Consider the following 18,121-nt stretch of genomic DNA (forward strand, 5'->3'; position numbering starts at 1 on the left):
GCCGTACGGGAGAATCGACCCATTGGACAGAACCACGGGGAGGAACCGTGTCCGGATTCGTCGAAAAGCCCGAGCCGCTGGAGGTTCCGGGTCTGGTGCATCTGCACACCGGCAAGGTGCGCGACCTGTACCAGAACGAGGCGGGCGACCTCGTGATGGTCGCCAGCGACCGCATCTCCGCCTACGACTGGGTGCTGCCGACCGAGATCCCCGACAAGGGCCGGGTCCTGACGCAGCTCTCCCTGTGGTGGTTCGACCAGCTCGCCGACCTGGTGCCGAACCATGTGCTGAGCACCGAGCTGCCGCCGGGCGCCCCCGCCGACTGGCAGGGCCGCACCCTGGTCTGCAAGTCGTTGCGGATGGTCCCGGTGGAGTGCGTGGCCCGCGGCTACCTCACCGGCTCGGGCCTGAAGGAGTACGCCGAGACGCGGACGGTGTGCGGCCTGGCCCTGCCCGAGGGCCTGGTCGACGGCTCCGAGCTGCCCGCCCCGATCTTCACCCCGGCCACCAAGGCCGAGGTCGGCGAGCACGACGAGAACGTCTCCTACGAGGAGGTCGCCCGCCAGGTCGGCGCGGACACCGCCGCGCAACTGCGGCAGGCCACGCTCGCCGTGTACTCCCGGGCCCGGGACATCGCCCGCGACCGGGGGATCGTCCTGGCCGACACCAAGTTCGAGTTCGGCTTCGAGGACGAGGAGCTGGTCCTGGCCGACGAGGTGCTCACCCCGGACTCCTCCCGCTTCTGGCCCGCCGACCAGTGGGAGCCGGGCCGCGCCCAGCCGTCGTACGACAAGCAGTACGTGCGGGACTGGCTGACCTCGGCGGAGTCGGGCTGGGACCGGACGGGCGAGCAGCCCCCGCCGCCGCTGCCGCAGCGGGTGGTCGACGCCACCCGCGCCAAGTACATCGAGGCGTACGAGCGCCTGACCGGCGTGAGCTGGAGCTAGGGCCTGTCGCGCTGGACAGACGAAAAGCCCCCGGCCGGAGCCGGGGGCTTTTCGCACTGGAGCGAACGACGAGGTTCGAACTCGCGACCTCAACCTTGGCAAGGTTGCGCTCTACCAACTGAGCTACGTTCGCATCTGCGCCGTGGCGCGAGCACCACTATACCCAACCGTGCTCGCGGGCGAGACGCACCGCCGCATGACGGTTCTCCGCGCCGAGCTTGCCGGCGGCCGAGGAGAGGTAGTTCCGCACGGTGCCCTCGGCGAGCGCGGCCCGTTCGGCGATCTCCGCGACGGGCGCCCCGTCGGCGGCCAGCTCCAGCACCTCGGCCTCCCGGGCGGTCAGCGGCGAGTCCCCGGCGGAGATGGCGTCGGCGGCCAACTCGGGATCGACGTAACGGTTTCCGGCGTGCACCGTGCGGATGATCTCGGCGAGCCGCTGGGCGCTGACCGTCTTCGGCACGAACCCGCGCACCCCCGCCGCGAGCGCCCGCTTCAGATGGCCGGGGCGTCCGTGACTGGTGACGATCAGCACCTGGCAGTCGGGCAGCTCGGCCCGTAACGATGTGGCGACCGTCACACCGTCGGCGCCGGGCATCTGGAGGTCCAGTACCGCCACGTCGGGCAGGTGCGCCCGGGCCATGGCCAGCGCCTCGGGTCCGGTGGCGGCCTCGGCGACCACCATGAGGTCGTCCTCCAGGGAGAGCAGGGCGGCCAGGGCCCCGCGGATCAGATGCTCGTCGTCGGCGAGCAGCAGCCGTACCACCTCGCTCATGACGCGGCCTCCAGCACGCCCGCCGCCGTCAGCGGCACCTCCGCCACCAGCCGGAACACCCCGCCGTCGGCGCGGCCCGCGGTCAGTGTGCCGCCCACCGCGCCGAGCCGTTCGCGCAGCCCGGCCAGTCCCGAGCCGCCGGGGCCGCGTTCGGTCCCGGCGCCGTTGTTCTCCACGGTGAGCACCACCCGTTCCCCGGTCGTCCGTACGGTGACGGCGCACCGGTCCGCGTTGCCGTGCCGCAGTACGTTGGTGGTGGCCTCGCGCACCACCCAGCCGAGCGCCGACTGCACCGGGCCGGGCAGCCCGGCGGTCTCGCCGGTCACCGCGCAGTCGATGCCCGCCGCCGCCAGCACGCCCTGGGCGCCGGTGAGTTCGGTCTCCAGGTCGGCCTCGCGGTAGCCGCGGACGACGTCGCGGACCTCCCGCTGGGACTCCCGCGCGATGCGCTGCACCTCGATCATCTGTTCCACCGCTTCGGGTCGTCCGCGCCGGGTGAGCTGCACGGCCAGCTCGCTCTTGAGGGCGATCACGGCCAGGTTGCGCCCCATCACGTCGTGCAGGTCCCGGCCGAACCGCAGCCGTTCCTCGGCGACGGCGAGCCGGGCCCGGGTCTCGCGGGCCTCGTCGAGCTGGTAGACCGCGTCGAGCAGCCAGACCGAGAAGACGGAGGTGAAGGCGAGGAACCCGGCGCCGACCAGCACCACGCACGCCGTGACCAGGACGGCCGGTCCGGGCACCCCGAGCGGGAAGGACAGCAGACCGGCGCCTGCCCCGAAGCCGACGACGGCCCCGATCACGCGCCGCCGGTCGCGCACGCCCAGCGCGAGGGCGCCCGCGCCGAAGCAGAGCACACCCCCGAAGACCGAGCCCGCGGCGGCGTCCACCTGCCCGGTGTCCGGCCCGCGCTCGGCGAGGCCGACGGCGGCGACGGCGATCAGCAGGGTGACGGCGGCCAGCGTCCACAGCAGTTTCAGCGGCTGGGGGCGCCGGCCGCGGGTCCAGTCCAGCGCCCGCGAGGCGGTCACCATGCAGACCACGGCGTGGACGGAGACCAGCAGGGCCAGCGCGCTCGCGAGCGGCGGCTCCACCCGGTCGAAGGCCGACAGACCGATCGCCACGAACTCGATCAGGCCGAAGAAGTGGAACGACCACCGGGTGTACGTCTCCACCTTCGCCGGCGTGCTCTTCCGCCGCCACCAGCTTCCCGGCCTTCTCGGTCCGCGCGGCCGCTCGCACACCCCGCTCCGCACGCTGTCCCCTCCCACGGTCAGTGCCGGGGTTCCCACCGGAACCACCGCCGTACAGCAAACACCGACAGCGCGGTCCAGGCCACCGCCCGGGCGATCGCGCCGAGCGCCTCGGCGGCGGACAGGTCGCCGGTCCAGCCGCCGCGGACCAGTTCGACGACCGGGGTGAGCGGCAGCAGTTCGCAGACGGTGGCCAACCGGTCGGGGAGCAGTTCCAGCGGGACGAACAGACCGGAGCCGAGCATCGATACGATCATCAGCGGCATCGGCGTGACCTGCGCGCTCTCCCCCGTCCGGGTGAAGGCCGCGGTGACGGCGGCCAGCGCCGCGCACATCACGAGCCCGAGCAGCACGCCGAGCACGGCGAGGTGGGGCGCGGACGGCGCGGACAGGTCGAGGAGCACGGCGCAGCCGACGGCCAGCAGCAGGCACTGGACGAGTCCGGTGAGCACGGCGGGCAGCGCGGACCCGCCGAGGATCTCGGTGTCCCGCAGCTCGCCGGTGCGCAGCCGCTTGAGGACGAGTTCCTCGCGGCGGACGACGAAGACGCCGACCAGGGCGGCGTAGACGGCGAAGAGCAGGGAGAAGCCGATCGCGGCGGGCAGCACGACGGTGCCGGGGGTCAGCCCGGCCTCGGCGAGGTCCATCTCCTCGGCCGCGGAGCGCACGCTGACCGGCAGCACCAGCGGCACGAACAGCGCGGCGAAGAGGGTGCCCTTGCTCCGCCCGAGAAGGGTGAGTTCGGCCCGGGCGAGGGCGGTCATCCGGCCGGCCGATGTGGTGGTGGCGCTCACTTGGCGTACTCTTTCGTCCCGTTGCCCCGGCCGGTTCCCTTGCCCGGGCCTGTCCCGTTGCCCCGGCCGGTTCCCTTGCCCGGGCCTGTCCCGTCGCCCCGGCCGGTTCCCTTGCCCGGGCCTGTCCCGTCGCCCCCGCCGGTTCCGTCGCCCCGGCCCGTCCCGTCGCCCCGCGTCGTCCCGGTGCCCGGCCGGGCGGTGCCCTCGGCCGCCTCCCGCGCGATCCCCAGGAACGCCTCCTCCAGCGACGCCGACCGCACGTCCAGCCGGCGCAGCTCCACCCCGGCCCGCTCGGCCCACACCAGCAGCCCGGTCGCCGCCCGCTGCAGCTCGCGGGTGCGCAGCCGTACCGTGCGCCCGTCGGTCTCGTGGCCGGTCACGCCCAGCTCGGCGAGGGCGGGCAGGTCGCCCACGAACCAGCCGTCGGGCAGCTCGAAGGTGATCCGGGACGGCTGCGCGGCGGTCACCTCGGCCGGTGTCCCGGTGGCCGCGATGCGCCCTTCGTGCAGGATGGCCAGCCGGTCGGCGAGGCTCTCGGCCTCCTCCAGGTAGTGCGTGGTCAGCAGCACCGTGGTCCCGGCGTCGCGCAGGGCGCGTACCAACTCCCAGGTCTCCCGGCGGCCTTCGACGTCCAGTCCGGTGGTCGGCTCGTCGAGGAACAGCACCTCGGGCTCGCCGAGCAGGGCGAGCGCCAGGTCGAGGCGGCGCCGCTGTCCGCCGGAGAGCTGCTTGACCCGTACGCCGACCTTGGTATCGAGCCCGACGAGCGCGAGCGCCTCCCCGACGGGCCGGGCGCCGCTGACGCAGCCCGCCCACATCCGGGCGGTCTCGGCGACGGTCAGCTCGGACGGGAAGCCGCCCTCCTGGAGCATCACACCGGTGCGGGGTCGTACGGCGGCCCGCTCGGTGTACGGGTCGTGGCCGAGGACCCGGACCCGGCCGCCGGCCGGTGCGGCGAGGCCCTCCAGCAGTTCCACGGTGGAGGTCTTGCCGGCGCCGTTGGTGCCCAGCAGCGCGAAGACCTCGCCGCGGCGCACGGTGAAACTGACGCCGCGCACCGCCTCGAACCCGCCCCCGTACACACGCCGCAGGTCGGTGACCTCAATCACGTGTTCGTGTCCGTTCGCATCCATGCCCCGAGTCTTCCGGCGCGGCGGGCCGGGCGGCAGTGCGCGCTGTCATGACTCCGTATGACAAATGTCAGACCAGGTCAGGACAGGTGGAGCAGGTCGAGTAGGTGGAGGGAACACGAGAAGACCCCGGTCCGAGGGACCGGGGTCTTCTTCCCGAGCGGACGACGAGGCTCGAACTCGCGACCTCAACCTTGGCAAGGTTGCGCTCTACCAACTGAGCTACGTCCGCAGATGCTCCCGACCGGCTTTCACCGATCGGTGCGGGCACCAGCCTACCTGATCGACGAGCGACCTCGGTACGGCGGTGCGGAGCGGGTGACAGGGATCGCACACTGCGCCTTCCCCCTGGAAGGGGGATGTTCTACTACTGAACTACACCCGCATGCCTCCGTGAGCCGGGCTTTTCGGCCCCGCCCCTCGGCGTGCTCCAGACTTTAGCTGATCACCGGGGGTGCCGCGCAAGTCGGTTGCCGCGAGGGGCGGCTGAGGCTCCGTCGGTCACTGGGCCGCGGCGAACGCCTCGTAGACCTTCTTGGGGATGCGGCCCCGCGCGGGCACCTCCATCTTGTTGGCCTGGGCCCAGGCGCGGACGGCGGCCGGGTCGGGCGCGACCTCGGTCTGCCGGTACGCCTTGCCGGACCGCGACCGCTTGCGACCGGCCTCCACGTACGGTTCGAGGGACTCGCGGAGTTTCCGGGCATTGGCTTCGTTCAGGTCGATCTCGTACATCCGGCCGTCGAGTCCGAAGGCGATCGTCTCCGCCGCTTCCGAGCCGTCGATGTCGTCAAAGAGAGTGACCACGACACGCTGCGCCACGAATATCGGTCCCTTCGTGCGGCATCCGACCGATGACATGGCACAACCTGCCAGGACGCCGTCGAGATGCCGGCTGTTCGCCAGTAATTGGGCAAAGTATCGGCTAAAGACATTTCATTTGTACAGTGCCCGGCATTGCATTGTGAAGCCCGACTAAATCTCTTGGCGTGTCCCCCGCGCAATAGGCGTCGGCGGGTCCGGCGGGATCTTTCCCGAAGCTTTTCGCACAGGACCGGCGCCGAGGCCGAATCGTGACGGGGGTCACGTACTTTCCTACAACTCTACTCGCGTAGAAATTTTGTACGGGTAGTCTGAAGGAACCTGCTCAGCACCACACACCGGGAGTGCCAGTGGCACGCGTCGTAGTCGACGTCATGCTCAAGCCGGAGATCCTCGACCCCCAGGGCCAGGCGGTGCAGCGCGCACTGCCGCGACTGGGTTTCGACGGGATCTCGGACGTCCGCCAGGGAAAGCGTTTCGAACTGGAAGTTGACGGGCCCCTCGACGAGGCCGCCCTCGCCCGCATCCACGATCTTGCGGAATCCTTCCTCGCCAACACCGTGATCGAGGACTTCACCGTCCGGGTCGAGGAAGCGGCGGAAGTCGCGGAGGCCGCGAAGTGACCGCTCGTATTGGCGTCGTCACTTTCCCGGGCAGTCTCGACGACCGGGACACGCAGCGCGCGATCCGGGTCGCGGGCGCCGAACCCGTGGCGCTCTGGCACAAGGACAAGGACCTCAAGCAGGTCGACGCCGTGGTGCTGTGCGGGGGTTTCTCCTACGGCGACTATCTGCGCGCCGGGGCCATCGCCCGCTTCTCGCCGGTCATGGACACCCTCATCGACCAGGCCAAGACCGGCCTGCCGGTGCTGGGCATCTGCAACGGCTTCCAGATCCTCACCGAGGCCCACCTGCTCCCCGGCGGCATGCTCGGCAACGACCACCTGCACTTCATCTGCCGGGACCAGAAGCTGCGGGTGGAGAACGCCGATACCGCCTGGACCAGCGACTACACCGCCGGCCAGGAGATCAGCATCCCGCTGAAGAACATGGACGGCCGCTACGTCGCCGACCGGCGCACGCTGGACGAGCTGGAGGCCGAGGGCCGCGTCGCCTTCCGCTACGTAGACGTCAATCCCAACGGCTCGCTCAACGACATCGCCGGCGTCACCAACGCCGCCGGCAACGTCGTCGGCCTGATGCCGCACCCCGAGCACGCCGTGGAGCCGCTGATCGGCACCGGCCGCACCGACGGCCTGCCGTTCTTCACCTCGATCCTGAAGAAGCTGGTCAACGCATGAGCCGGACGCCTCTGGACACGGTCGAGCACGCGACCGCGACCCCCGACGTCGAGCTGCCCTGGGCCGAACTGGGCCTGAAGAAGGACGAGTACGAGCGGGTCGTCGAGATCCTCGGCCGCCGGCCCACCGGCGCCGAACTCGCCATGTACTCGGTGATGTGGTCCGAGCACTGCTCGTACAAGTCCTCCAAGGTGCACCTGCGCCAGTTCGGCGAGAAGGCCCCCGAGAGCGACGCCCTGCTGGTCGGCATCGGCGAGAACGCCGGTGTGGTCGACGTCGGCCAGGGCTACGCGGTCACCTTCAAGGTGGAGTCGCACAACCACCCCTCCTACGTCGAGCCCTACCAGGGCGCGGCCACCGGCGTCGGCGGCATCGTCCGCGACATCATCGCGATGGGCGCCCGCCCGGTCGCCGTGGTCGACCCGCTGCGCTTCGGCGCCGCCGACCACCCCGACACCAAGCGGGTACTGCCCGGCGTCGTCGCCGGCATCGGCGGCTACGGCAACTGCCTGGGCCTGCCCAACATCGGCGGCGAGGTCGTCTTCGACGCCTGCTACCAGGGCAACCCGCTGGTCAACGCGGGTGCCATCGGTGTGATGCGGCACGAGGACATCCACCTCGCCAAGGCGTCCGGCGCGGGCAACAAGGTCATCCTGTACGGGGCCCGGACCGGCGGCGACGGCATCGGCGGCGCCTCCATCCTGGCGAGCGAGACCTTCGACGACGCCAAGCCCTCCAAGCGCCCCGCCGTCCAGGTCGGTGACCCCTTCCAGGAGAAGCTGCTCATCGAGTGCACCCTGGAGGCGTTCGCCGAGAAGCTCGTCGTCGGCATCCAGGACCTGGGCGCCGCGGGCCTGTCCTGCGCCACCAGCGAACTGGCCTCCAACGGCTCCGGCGGCATGCGCGTCACCCTGGACGACGTGCCGCTGCGCGACTCCACGCTCTCGCCCGAGGAGATCCTCATGAGCGAGTCGCAGGAGCGCATGTGCGCGGTGGTCGAGCCCGGCAAGGTCGACCGCTTCCTGGAGATCTGCGACAAGTGGGACGTCATCGCCACCGTCATCGGTGAGGTCACCGACGGCGACCGCCTGGAGATCTTCTGGCACGGCGAGAAGATCGTCGACGTCGACCCGCGCACGGTCGCCCACGACGGCCCGGTCTACGAGCGCCCCTACGCCCGCCCCGACTGGCAGGACGCCCTCCAGGCCGACGACGCGGGCAAGCTGCCCCGGCCGGCCTCCGGCGAGGAGCTGAAGGACCAGGTCCTGAAGCTGGTCTCGTCCCCGAACCAGGCGTCCAAGCAGTGGATCACCCAGCAGTACGACCACTTCGTGCAGGGCAACACCGTGCTCGCCCAGCCCGAGGACTCCGGCATGATCCGGATCGACGAGGAGACCGGCCTCGGCGTCGCCATCGCCACCGACGGCAACGGCCGCTACGCCAAGCTCGACCCGTACCACGGCGCCCAGCTCGCCCTGGCCGAGGCGTACCGCAACGTCGCCACCACCGGCGCCAAGCCGCTGGCCGTCTCCGACTGCCTGAACTTCGGCTCGCCGGAGGACCCTGCGGTGATGTGGCAGTTCGCGGAGGCCGTGCGGGGTCTCGCGGACGGCTGCCGGCAGCTCGGCACCCCGGTGACCGGCGGCAACGTCTCGCTCTACAACCAGACCGGCGAGGCCGCCATCCACCCGACCCCGGTCGTCGCGGTCCTCGGCGTCATCGACGACGTGGCCCGGCGCACGCCGGTCGCCTTCCAGGAGGAGGGCCAGCTCCTCTACCTGCTCGGCGACACCCGCGAGGAGTTCGGCGGCTCGGCCTGGTCCCAGGTGATCCACGACCACCTCGGCGGACTGCCGCCCCAGGTCGACCTGGAGCGCGAGAAGCTGCTCGCCGAGATCCTGATCTCCGCCTCCCGCGACGGCATGATCGACTCGGCACACGACCTGTCCGACGGCGGTCTGGTCCAGGCGGTCGTGGAGTCGGCGCTGCTCGGCGGCAAGGGCGCGCGGCTGATCGTCCCCGACGGGCTGGACGCCTTCACGTTCCTGTTCTCCGAGTCGGCCGGCCGCGCGATCGTCGCCGTACCGCGCTCGGAGGAGCTGCGGTTCACCGACATGTGCGGTGCGCGGGGCCTGCCGGCCACCCGCGTCGGTGTGGTCGACGGGGACACGGTCGAGGTCCAGGGCGAGTTCGCGCTCACCCTGACGGAACTCCGCGAGGCTCACGAGAACACGATCCCGTCACTGCTGGCCTGACCGGCACGGACGCACGACGACGACGGCGGCGGCGGCCCCCACGGGCGCCGCCGTCGCCGCGTCCTTCATGCCTCCCGGCCGCCCCGCCGCCGTGGCGGTGCCTCCACCGCCCGTACGGCCCCGGCGTCGCCGTAACCCCGGGCCTCCCGGCCGCCCCGCCACCATCGCCGTAACCCCTGTGCCCCCGGCCCCCCGTGCCCCGGCCCCGAGCCCCCCGACCCCCCGGGCCCCCGCCCCGCATAGGCCCCCTCATGCCTCCCGGCCGCCCCGGCCCCATCGCCGTAACCCCCGTGCTCACAGGCCCCCGCCCCGCATAGGCTCCCCCCATGCCCCCGGCCAGGAAACGCCCCCGCAGCTACGACCCCGCCCGGACCCGTGCCGCCGTGTTCGCGCAGTACGGGCATGTCCGCGCCGCCGTCGCCACCCTCACCCCCGAGCAGCTCGCCCTGCCGACCCGGCTGGGCGACTGGACCGTACGGGAGCTGGTGGCGCACTTCGGGATGGTGTTCGCGGCACCGCACCGGTTGCTCGGCATGCCCGAGCCGCCCCGCCCGGACGGGCACCTGGCCGCCTGGCCGCTGGCCATCGCCGCCGCGGCCCCGGCCATCGCCGACACCGCCCGGGAGCGCGCCGCACAGCACCCCGACCTCGACGCCCACCTTGCCGAGATGGAACGGCAGTTCGCCGCCGACCTCGACGCCCACCCCGGCACCCGGCTGCTGGATACCGGCTCCGGCGCCCTGCCGCTCGCCGACTACCTCGTCACCCGGACCGTCGAACTCGTCGTCCACACCGACGACCTCAACGACGCCGTGCCCGGCCTGGACGTCCCGCTCGACCGGCAGGCGCTGGCCGCCGCGACCCGGCTGCTGGCCGACGCCCTCGCGGTGAAGGCGCCCGGCGGCTCCACCGAGGTGCGGGTCCCGCCGTACGCCGTCGTGCAGTGCGTCGAGGGGCCCCGGCACACCCGCGGCACCCCGCCCAACGTGGTCGAGACCGACCCGCTGACCTGGGTCAGGCTCGCCACCGGACGGCTGGCCTGGCGGGACGCCCTCGCCGCCGCCGCGGTGAGCGCGAGCGGGGAGCGGGCCGACCTGGCGGGGCTGCTGCCCGTGATGGCCTGAAATCGCCCCCGTGGGACGGGAACCGGTCCCTCCGTCCGCCCGTCGAAGGGGCATGGACAGGCAGAAGCAGCGCATGACCCTGACGGCGGCCGTCGCCGTGCTCGTCCCGCTCGCGGCGGCCTGCGGCAGCGAACAGGCCGACGGCGGCAGCGGCGCGGCCGACGGCACCGCCCGACCCCTGACCGGCGTCCGCTGGGACGTGGACAGCATCACCGCCGACGGCCGGAAACACCCGGTCGCCGACGGCGCCTATCTGACCATCGGCACCGACGGCACCGCGGAGGGCAGCTACGGCTGCAACGGCTTCAGCGCCAAGGCCACCGTCGACGGCGACCGCGTCCGGCTGACCGACGCCACCGCGACCGAGCGGGCCTGCGAGGACCGTTCCATGGCCGTGGAGCAGGCCCTCGCCCGCACCCTCACCGCCGGCCCGCTCACCAGCGACGTCGACGGCGACCACCTCACCCTGAAGGCCGCCGACGGGGACACCGTCCGCCTCACCGGACACCCGGACGCGGGGTAGGGACGGTCCGCGACGGCCCTATCACCCTGAGCGCTTCCGCCACCACCCGAAGGGTGTGCGAAGACTCACTCAGAGACGGCGGACCGCCCGGGGCCGGGCCCCCGGGAGCGGCCCGCCGTCCCGCGCACCGGACCGCTCAAGCCCGCTCTGACCAGCACGGATGACCTCCGCCGCCGCCCGGCCGCCGACCGGCGGGCCACCGCGGCGGCGCCATCCCCAATTCGGACCAGTGGTCGACCTCGCCTACACTCGGAGACGTGCCACGTGGTGACGGACGACTCAGTCATGATCTGCTCCCCGGTGAGAAAGGCCCCCAGGACGCATGCGGCGTCTTCGGAGTCTGGGCTCCCGGCGAAGAGGTCGCCAAGCTCACTTACTTCGGGCTCTACGCCCTCCAGCATCGGGGCCAGGAATCCGCGGGAATCGCGGTCAGCAACGGCTCCCAGATCCTCGTCTTCAAGGACATGGGCCTGGTCTCCCAGGTCTTCGACGAGACCTCCCTCGGCTCGCTCCAGGGACACATCGCGGTCGGTCACGCCCGCTACTCGACCACCGGTGCCTCCGTGTGGGAGAACGCCCAGCCGACGTTCCGCGCCACCGCGCACGGTTCCATCGCGCTCGGCCACAACGGCAACCTGGTCAACACCGCCCAGCTCGCCGAGATGGTCGCCGACCTGCCCAAGCAGGAGGGCGGCCGCACCCCGCGCGTCGCGGCGACCAACGACACCGACCTGCTCACCGCGCTGCTCGCGGCCCAGACGGACGAGGACGGCAAGCCGCTGACCATCGAGGAGGCCGCGCACCGCGTCCTCCCGCAGGTCCGGGGCGCCTTCTCGCTCGTCTTCATGGACGAGCACACCCTCTACGCCGCCCGCGACCCGCAGGGCATCCGCCCGCTGGTCCTCGGCCGGCTGGAGCGCGGCTGGGTCGTCGCCTCCGAGTCCGCCGCCCTGGACATCTGCGGTGCCGCCTACGTCCGGGAGATCGAGCCGGGCGAGTTCGTCGCCATCGACGAGAACGGCCTGCGCACCTCCCGATTCGCGGAAGCAAAGCCCAAGGGGTGTGTCTTCGAGTACGTCTACCTGGCCCGCCCGGACACCGACATCGCCGGCCGGAACGTGTACCTCTCCCGGGTGGAGATGGGCCGCAAACTGGCCGCGGAGGCCCCGGTCGAGGCCGACCTGGTCATAGCGACCCCGGAGTCCGGCACCCCGGCCGCGATCGGGTACGCCGAGGCGTCCGGCATCCCGTTCGGCGCCGGCCTGGTCAAGAACGCGTACGTCGGCCGGACCTTCATCCAGCCCTCGCAGACCATCCGCCAGTTGGGCATCCGGCTGAAGCTGAACCCGCTGAAGGAAGTCATCAAGGGCAAGCGGCTGGTCGTCGTCGACGACTCCATCGTCCGCGGCAACACCCAGCGGGCCCTGGTCCGCATGCTCCGCGAGGCCGGCGCCGCCGAGGTGCACATCCGGATCTCCTCGCCGCCGGTGAAGTGGCCCTGCTTCTTCGGCATCGACTTCGCCACCCGCGCCGAGCTGATCGCCAACGGCATGAGCATCGACGAGATCGGCACCTCGCTGGGCGCCGACTCCCTGGCGTACATCTCCATCGACGGCATGATCGAGGCGACCACCATCGCCAAGCCCAACCTCTGCCGGGCCTGCTTCGACGGCGAGTACCCGATGGAACTGCCCGACCCCGAGCTGCTCGGCAAGCAGCTCCTGGAGACCGAGCTGGCCGCCGGGCCCGCCGCCACGGCCGCCGCCGACGCCATCCGTCGCCCGTAGCCGACCGTCCGCCACACCTGCCGTACGACACGAAGGTTCTCATCGTCATGCCTGACACAACCGGTGCCAGCTACGCAGCTTCGGGCGTCGACATCGAAGCGGGCGACCGCGCCGTCGAACTCATGAAGGAGTGGGTGCGCAAGACCCGGCGCCCCGAGGTCCTCGGCGGCCTCGGCGGCTTCGCCGGCCTCTTCGACGCCTCCGCCCTCAAGAAGTACGAGCGGCCCCTGCTCGCCTCCGCCACCGACGGCGTCGGCACCAAGGTCGACGTGGCCCGCCGGATGGGCGTCTACGACACCATCGGCCAGGACCTGGTCGCCATGGTCATGGACGACATCGTGGTCAGCGGCGCCGAGCCGCTGTTCATGACCGACTACATCTGCGTCGGCAAGGTGCACCCCGAGCGGGTCGCCGCGATCGTCAAGGGCATCGCCGAGGGCTGTGTGCTGGCCGGCTGCGCCCTGGTCGGCGGCGAGACCGCCGAACACCCCGGCCTGCTGGGCCCGGACGACTTCGACGTGGCCGGCGCCGGCACGGGCGTCGTGGAGGCCGACCGCCTGCTGGGCGCCGATCGCATCCGTACGGGTGACACGGTCATCGCCATGGCGGCCTCCGGCCTTCACTCGAACGGGTACTCACTCGTCCGGCACGTCCTGCTGAACCAGGCCGGCCTGGCCCTGGACGCGCACGTGGACGACCTCGGCCGCACCCTCGGCGAGGAACTCCTGGAGCCGACCAAGATCTACTCGCTGGACTGCCTGGCCCTCACCCGCACCACCGAGGTGCACGCCTTCAGCCACATCACCGGCGGCGGCCTCGCCGCCAACCTGGCCCGGGTGATCCCCGACACCCTGCACGCGGTCGTCGACCGGTCCACCTGGACCCCGGACCCGATCTTCGACCTGGTCGGCCGGACCGGCCAGGTGGAGCGCCTGGAGCTGGAGAAGACCCTGAACATGGGCGTCGGCATGATCGCCGTCGTCCCGCCGGACTCCACCGACGTGGCGCTGGCGACGCTGGCCGACCGCGGCGTGGACGCCTGGGTGGCCGGCGAGATCACCGAGCGCGGCGACCACCCGACGGGCGCCGCCCTGACCGGCGACTACGCCGTCTGAGCGAGGCACCACCGGTGCGGGTAGCACAGAAGCCGGCCGGTGACATCAGTCACCGACCGGTCTCGTGTTCAGTACAAGGTCAAGCGCCGCGACGATGCTGCGAGGATTGGCCGTCCTCGTCCTCCTCGTCGTCGTCCTCATAGAGGTCGGCGTACCGGGAGTACAGGTCGTCGTCGTCATGCTCATCGTCCTCGAACCGCCCGCCGCTAGGCGGTGGCGGACTCGACGTCGATGCGCCCAGCTCCTCGGCCAGGCGGGAGAGATCAGTCCCACCGCTGTTGTACTTCAGCTGGCGGGCGACCTTCGTCTGCTTGGCCTTGGCCCGGCCGCGCCCCATGGCTCGACCCCCTCAACGACGGGGCTCGACGGCCCCAGAGTCTTGACACGCGTTCATGATCCGGAACGAGCTCTCCGTGGAGAGACCGGTCCGTAGGGCTTCCACGGTACCTGAGCCCGCGCCCATACGGTACGTCGCCCGCAGGACGTGGCCGCGCCCAGGACCTTCGAGGCGCCCCGTCCTCGCTGGTCAACCGCGATTTTAACCACTTATCGGCGGCCGACCCGCCCGACAAAGTGAGAGTTCTCTCCAACTCCTGCCCGGCAGGTACCGCCGGAGCGGGACGGGGCGCTCCCGAACGGCTCCGGATCAGCCCCGTCCGCGCGCCTGCGCCATCCGCTGTTCGGCGATCCGGTCGGCCGCGGCGGCCGGCGGAATCCCGTCCTCCTTCGCACGTGCGAATATGGCCAGCGTGGTGTCGTAGATCTGCGCGGCCTTCGCCTTGCACCGGTCGAAGTCGAAGCCGTGCAACTCGTCGGCGACCTGGATCACGCCGCCCGCGTTCACCACGTAGTCCGGCGCGTAGAGGATGCCGCGGTCGGCGAGGTCCTTCTCCACGCCCGGGTGGGCGAGCTGGTTGTTGGCGGCGCCGCAGACCACCTTGGCGGTGAGCACCGGCACGGAGAGGTCGTTCAGCGCCCCGCCCAGCGCGCACGGCGCGTAGATGTCCAGGCCCGCGGTGCGCACCAGCGCGTCGGTGTCCGCCGCCGCCCGGACCGACGGGTGGCGCTCGGTGACCGCGCGCACCGCGTCCGCGCGCACATCGGTGACGACGACCTGGGCGCCCTCCGCGAGGAGGTGCTCCACCAGGTGCCGGCCGACCTTGCCGACGCCCGCGATGCCGACGGTGCGGTCGCGCAGCGAGGGGTCGCCCCACAGGTGCTGGGCGCTGGCCCGCATGCCCTGGTAGACGCCGAAGGCGGTGAGGACGGAGGAGTCGCCGGCGCCGCCGTGCTCGGGGGAGCGTCCGGTGGTCCAGCGGCACTCGCGGGCCACGACGTCCATGTCGGCGACGTACGTACCGACGTCGCAGGCGGTGACGTACCGGCCGCCGAGCGAGGCCACGCACCGGCCGTAGGCGAGCAGCAGGTCCTCGGTCTTGTCGCGCTCGGGGTCGCCGATGATCACGGCCTTGCCGCCGCCGTGGTCGAGCCCGGCCATGGCGTTCTTGTAGGACATCCCGCGCGCCAGGTTCAGCGCGTCGGCGACCGCCTCGGCCTCGGTCGCGTACGGGTAGAAGCGCGTGCCGCCGAGGGCGGGGCCCAGGGCGGTGGAGTGGACGGCGATGACGGCCTTGAGGCCGCTGGCCCGGTCCTGGCAGAGCACGACTTGCTCATGACCGCCCTGGTCCGAGTGGAACAGGGTGTGCAGTACATCAGCAGGTGCGCCGGTTACATCGGTCACGGTGGTGACTCCTGAGTAAGTTGCGCCGGTCGAAGACGGGTTCCCGTGCGGGTGGCGGGAACCGTGGCACGAGATTAGAGCCTGGTGCCGTTCTGCCGCCGCACAGTGCTCAGGATCACCTCCGCACGGAGTACGGCCGTGCGACGATTTGCCGAGATTGCCGCACGTTCGTGACCGGGTGCGGCAGGTTTTCACCGCGGTGCGCGGGGGAGGGAGCAGGCGTGCCCAAGGTGTCCTCGGTGGTCGTCCCGTACGCCGCCTACTTGCGTGTGTACGAGCCGCTGGCCGCCTTCCCGGCGCCCGAGCGCGACCACTGGGCGCGCTACGCCCGCCGTACCGACCTGCCCTCCTACCAGGACGAGCTGCGCCGCTCGCTGGCCGACCTGCTGCCCACCCCGCCGGTCCCGGTGCCGGTGCACGAGAGCGCCGACGCCTTCGTGCTGGAGGCCGACGGCGTGGTCTGCGTCTGCCCGTGGCGGACCCGGCTGCGAAGCTGGCAGGCGCTGGAGAAGCTGGCCGAGGACTTCCCCGAGCCGGTCCTCGACGCCCTGCTGCCGCCGGTGCTGCGCCGGCAGGCGGCCCAGGACTACGGGCGCTGGCTGGAGCGCAACCCGGACGCCCGCCCGTGGATCCGCACCGCCACCTGGCAGGTGCCGATCAACTGGTTCGTGCTCGTCTCCGACGCGGAGCGCGAGTACGACAAGGGCGGCGGCGATCCCGGGTCGGCGGCGCCGGTGCTGCGCTACCGCACCCCGATGGTGCAGGCCCGGCGGCGGGTGGCCCGGGGGCTGCGGGCGCTGCGCGAGGCGGTGGACGAGGGGCCGCTGATCGACGGCCTGGTGGACGTGGGGCGCTGGCTGGAGGAGTTCCACCCGCGCTCGGTGGTGGAGCTGGACTACGGGGGCCTGGTGCACGCCCTGCCGGCCGGGGCGCTGGAGGACGACCACTCCGCGGCGGACGTGGCCGAGGGGATCGAGGCGCTGCGGCGGGGCGACGGGGCGGCGGCCGGGGCGGCGTACGGGCGGCTGGTGGAGCGGTGGCGGGCGGTCCGGGACCGTCGGTCGGCGAACTGACGTTTGACGTGACGCCCGTTTTGGGGTTTCGTCACTCGCTCCGGGAGAACCTCGGGACACCTGATGCTCCGTCATGCCCCACCGGCGGGACGTAGGTCCCGATCCGGGCGTATGACTCAAGCGTGACGGACCGCACGTACCCCACTCTTGCGTCCCTTGCCCCTCCTCATGCCAAAATAGGACAAGGAGTCCGGGGAGTACTCTATCCGTCCTGCTTTGGGGGGTCTGGTAACTCCTGAACGTCACTGTGACTGATCGTCACAGTGACGTGACTGTCCGCTATGGCATGGTCCATCGGCTTCCGTCGCTGATGAACACCTGGGAGGGCAATTCCATCGGTTTGGCCGACGCGGCTGGACAGATGGTGTAGTTGTAGTGCCGAGGACAAGCCGTTCGTCCTATAACCGACTCGACTCGCGTCCGCCATTTCGGGCAACGCGGGTCAAGGTGCAGAATTTAGAGGAAAGAACCGAGAAGGTTCGGTTCTCCCGAGGAGGCCGCTCATGACCGCTCGCACCCCTGATGCCGAGCCGCTGCTGACCCCGGCTGAGGTCGCCACCATGTTCCGCGTCGACCCGAAGACGGTCACGCGCTGGGCGAAGGCCGGCAAGCTCACGTCGATCCGCACGCTCGGCGGGCACCGCCGCTACCGCGAAGCCGAGGTCCGCGCCCTGCTCGCGGGCATCCCGCAGCAGCGCAGCGAAGCCTGAACCACCGCATGACGGACGGTCCGGCCGGTCCCCCAACCCGCCCGGACGTCCCGCACCGCAGCTCCAAGCGACGCGGGGAACTGCCCCAACAGGCCCCACGCCCACGCCGTATCAGAACCTCATAGGCAATTCACAGGGTGCGTCGTCAGATCGCGCCGGACTCCGCCGGGTCCGGCGCGATCTTTTTTGTGCCTGGCGGCGGGGCCTTTCCGGTGCTCTGTGCGCGGCCTTGTCGGAGTCTGGGGGGCGCTGTCGGATCGGCTGTGGGACACCTCTGCGACCAGTGCAATTGCACATATTAAATTGACCAGTTGTAGGCGAGGCGTAAGTGCCCCTGTTTCAGAAACTGGTGCAGTGACACCCGTCACATACCGATTGGCTTGTTGGGTACGGTCTCCATGCGCTATTGGGGCGCGTGTTTCCATCGGCCCACGGCGGCACGGGTGTTGGGCGGGCGCCGGTCGTCATGCGCCGGCCGGGCTCTCGTCCTGAACGGCCGTCTGACGGCCTTTCGGGGGCGGCGGGGCGGAATACCCTCGCCGGCCGCGCCGATGCCGCCATACGCCACCTCCGGGGGCCGCACGGGGGAACGGGCCCTCCCACCGGAGTACCGAGCGGGGTGTGCGGCCGTCAAGGGCACCGGGGGCACACACGGGGGCATGCGAGAAGGCCCCCGTCTCGATGACGAGGGCCTTCAACTCACTGCGGTCCTGACGGGATTTGAACCCGCGGCCTCCACCTTGACAGGGTGGCGAGCACTCCAAACTGCTCCACAGGACCA

General features: G+C 71.5%; 17 protein-coding genes and 4 tRNA genes. 10 read left to right on the forward strand and 11 right to left on the reverse strand.

Annotated elements, in window-relative coordinates; genetic code table 11:
• The first annotated feature begins 47 nt into the window (after nucleotides 1-47).
• Nucleotides 48-947: a phosphoribosylaminoimidazolesuccinocarboxamide synthase gene (locus tag IE316_RS06950; RefSeq protein WP_190203224.1), complete on the forward strand. Its 900-nt coding sequence runs from the start codon at nucleotides 48-50 to the stop codon at nucleotides 945-947.
• A gap of 57 nt (nucleotides 948-1,004) precedes the next feature.
• On the opposite strand, the gene IE316_RS06955 is transcribed toward IE316_RS06950, so the two are convergent.
• From IE316_RS06955 to IE316_RS06990, 8 genes are all read right to left on the reverse strand, one after another.
• A tRNA-Gly gene (locus tag IE316_RS06955) sits at nucleotides 1,005-1,080 on the reverse strand.
• 24 nt (nucleotides 1,081-1,104) lie between these two features.
• Nucleotides 1,105-1,719 carry a response regulator transcription factor gene (locus tag IE316_RS06960; protein ID WP_190203225.1) on the reverse strand — a complete coding sequence of 205 codons (615 nt, stop codon included), beginning with the start codon at nucleotides 1,717-1,719 and terminating at the stop codon, nucleotides 1,105-1,107.
• Nucleotides 1,716-2,987 carry a sensor histidine kinase gene (locus IE316_RS06965; RefSeq protein ID WP_373311097.1) on the reverse strand — a complete coding sequence of 424 codons (1,272 nt, stop codon included), beginning with the start codon at nucleotides 2,985-2,987 and terminating at the stop codon, nucleotides 1,716-1,718. Before IE316_RS06965 ends, IE316_RS06960 begins: the two co-directional genes overlap by 4 nt.
• A 2-nt stretch (nucleotides 2,988-2,989) precedes the next feature.
• Nucleotides 2,990-3,733, reverse strand: coding sequence for an ABC transporter permease (locus IE316_RS06970; RefSeq protein ID WP_190203314.1), 744 nt, complete (start codon nucleotides 3,731-3,733; stop codon nucleotides 2,990-2,992).
• 26 nt (nucleotides 3,734-3,759) lie between these two features.
• Complete coding sequence (locus tag IE316_RS06975) at nucleotides 3,760-4,896, reverse strand: ABC transporter ATP-binding protein (protein WP_190203226.1); 1,137 nt, start codon at nucleotides 4,894-4,896, stop codon at nucleotides 3,760-3,762.
• A gap of 156 nt (nucleotides 4,897-5,052) precedes the next feature.
• Nucleotides 5,053-5,125: transfer RNA gene (locus IE316_RS06980), tRNA-Gly, on the reverse strand.
• 81 nt (nucleotides 5,126-5,206) lie between these two features.
• Nucleotides 5,207-5,278: transfer RNA gene (locus IE316_RS06985), tRNA-Gly, on the reverse strand.
• 116 nt (nucleotides 5,279-5,394) lie between these two features.
• Nucleotides 5,395-5,712, reverse strand: a complete 318-nt coding sequence (locus IE316_RS06990) for a histone-like nucleoid-structuring protein Lsr2 (RefSeq protein WP_190203227.1) — start codon at nucleotides 5,710-5,712, stop codon at nucleotides 5,395-5,397.
• A gap of 350 nt (nucleotides 5,713-6,062) precedes the next feature.
• Between IE316_RS06990 and purS the strand changes: the two genes are divergently transcribed.
• The 7 genes from purS (at nucleotide 6,063) to purM (ending at nucleotide 13,816) form a co-directional block, all read left to right on the forward strand.
• Entirely contained in the window at nucleotides 6,063-6,335 is a 273-nt protein-coding gene (purS, locus tag IE316_RS06995; RefSeq protein WP_190203228.1) for a phosphoribosylformylglycinamidine synthase subunit PurS, read from the forward strand.
• On the forward strand, nucleotides 6,332-7,012 hold the full coding sequence (gene purQ, locus IE316_RS07000) for a phosphoribosylformylglycinamidine synthase subunit PurQ (RefSeq protein ID WP_190203229.1): 681 nt from the start codon (nucleotides 6,332-6,334) through the stop codon (nucleotides 7,010-7,012). The genes purS and purQ overlap by 4 nt, the downstream gene beginning before the upstream one ends.
• On the forward strand, nucleotides 7,009-9,267 hold the full coding sequence (gene purL / locus IE316_RS07005) for a phosphoribosylformylglycinamidine synthase subunit PurL (protein ID WP_190203230.1): 2,259 nt from the start codon (nucleotides 7,009-7,011) through the stop codon (nucleotides 9,265-9,267). Before purQ ends, purL begins: the two co-directional genes overlap by 4 nt.
• Nucleotides 9,268-9,593: 326 nt before the next feature.
• Nucleotides 9,594-10,391 carry a maleylpyruvate isomerase family mycothiol-dependent enzyme gene (locus IE316_RS07010; protein WP_190203231.1) on the forward strand — a complete coding sequence of 266 codons (798 nt, stop codon included), beginning with the start codon at nucleotides 9,594-9,596 and terminating at the stop codon, nucleotides 10,389-10,391.
• 73 nt (nucleotides 10,392-10,464) lie between these two features.
• Nucleotides 10,465-10,914, forward strand: coding sequence for an META domain-containing protein (locus tag IE316_RS07015; protein WP_229910224.1), 450 nt, complete (start codon nucleotides 10,465-10,467; stop codon nucleotides 10,912-10,914).
• Nucleotides 10,915-11,171: 257 nt separating this feature from the next.
• Entirely contained in the window at nucleotides 11,172-12,701 is a 1,530-nt protein-coding gene (purF, locus tag IE316_RS07020) for an amidophosphoribosyltransferase (protein ID WP_190203233.1), read from the forward strand.
• 47 nt (nucleotides 12,702-12,748) lie between these two features.
• The gene (purM, locus tag IE316_RS07025; protein WP_190203234.1) at nucleotides 12,749-13,816 is read left to right on the forward strand and encodes a phosphoribosylformylglycinamidine cyclo-ligase; all 1,068 of its coding nucleotides are present in this window, start codon (nucleotides 12,749-12,751) and stop codon (nucleotides 13,814-13,816) included.
• Nucleotides 13,817-13,895: 79 nt separating this feature from the next.
• Here the strand turns inward: purM and IE316_RS07030 are convergent, their stop codons facing one another.
• Nucleotides 13,896-14,153 carry a DUF3073 domain-containing protein gene (locus tag IE316_RS07030; RefSeq protein ID WP_190203235.1) on the reverse strand — a complete coding sequence of 86 codons (258 nt, stop codon included), beginning with the start codon at nucleotides 14,151-14,153 and terminating at the stop codon, nucleotides 13,896-13,898.
• Nucleotides 14,154-14,462: 309 nt separating this feature from the next.
• Nucleotides 14,463-15,557: a Leu/Phe/Val dehydrogenase gene (locus tag IE316_RS07035; RefSeq protein ID WP_190203236.1), complete on the reverse strand. Its 1,095-nt coding sequence runs from the start codon at nucleotides 15,555-15,557 to the stop codon at nucleotides 14,463-14,465.
• 221 nt (nucleotides 15,558-15,778) lie between these two features.
• On the opposite strand from IE316_RS07035, the gene IE316_RS07040 reads away from it, so the two are divergent.
• Together IE316_RS07040 and bldC are read left to right on the forward strand one after the other, a co-directional pair.
• Nucleotides 15,779-16,630 carry a DUF8083 family protein gene (locus IE316_RS07040; RefSeq protein ID WP_190203237.1) on the forward strand — a complete coding sequence of 284 codons (852 nt, stop codon included), beginning with the start codon at nucleotides 15,779-15,781 and terminating at the stop codon, nucleotides 16,628-16,630.
• Nucleotides 16,631-17,133: 503 nt separating this feature from the next.
• On the forward strand, nucleotides 17,134-17,340 hold the full coding sequence (bldC, locus tag IE316_RS07045; protein WP_003949541.1) for a developmental transcriptional regulator BldC: 207 nt from the start codon (nucleotides 17,134-17,136) through the stop codon (nucleotides 17,338-17,340).
• A gap of 705 nt (nucleotides 17,341-18,045) precedes the next feature.
• On the opposite strand, the gene IE316_RS07050 is transcribed toward bldC, so the two are convergent.
• Nucleotides 18,046-18,120, reverse strand: a tRNA-Asp gene (locus tag IE316_RS07050).
• Nucleotide 18,121: the final 1 nt, after the last annotated feature.

Origin of the sequence: Streptomyces fumanus (assembly GCF_014655295.1) — a bacterium.
Lineage (GTDB): Bacteria > Actinomycetota > Actinomycetes > Streptomycetales > Streptomycetaceae > Streptomyces > Streptomyces fumanus.

Coding starts and splice junctions, on each gene's coding strand:
- purM (WP_190203234.1), top strand. CDS start 12,749: ATGCCTGACACAACCGGTGCCAGCTACGCAGCTTCGGGCGTCGACATC.
- IE316_RS06960 (WP_190203225.1), bottom strand. CDS start 1,719: ATGAGCGAGGTGGTACGGCTGCTGCTCGCCGACGACGAGCATCTGATC.
- purL (WP_190203230.1), top strand. CDS start 7,009: ATGAGCCGGACGCCTCTGGACACGGTCGAGCACGCGACCGCGACCCCC.
- bldC (WP_003949541.1), top strand. CDS start 17,134: ATGACCGCTCGCACCCCTGATGCCGAGCCGCTGCTGACCCCGGCTGAG.
- IE316_RS06975 (WP_190203226.1), bottom strand. CDS start 4,896: ATGGATGCGAACGGACACGAACACGTGATTGAGGTCACCGACCTGCGG.
- IE316_RS07010 (WP_190203231.1), top strand. CDS start 9,594: ATGCCCCCGGCCAGGAAACGCCCCCGCAGCTACGACCCCGCCCGGACC.
- IE316_RS07030 (WP_190203235.1), bottom strand. CDS start 14,153: ATGGGGCGCGGCCGGGCCAAGGCCAAGCAGACGAAGGTCGCCCGCCAG.
- IE316_RS06970 (WP_190203314.1), bottom strand. CDS start 3,733: ATGACCGCCCTCGCCCGGGCCGAACTCACCCTTCTCGGGCGGAGCAAG.
- IE316_RS07015 (WP_229910224.1), top strand. CDS start 10,465: ATGACCCTGACGGCGGCCGTCGCCGTGCTCGTCCCGCTCGCGGCGGCC.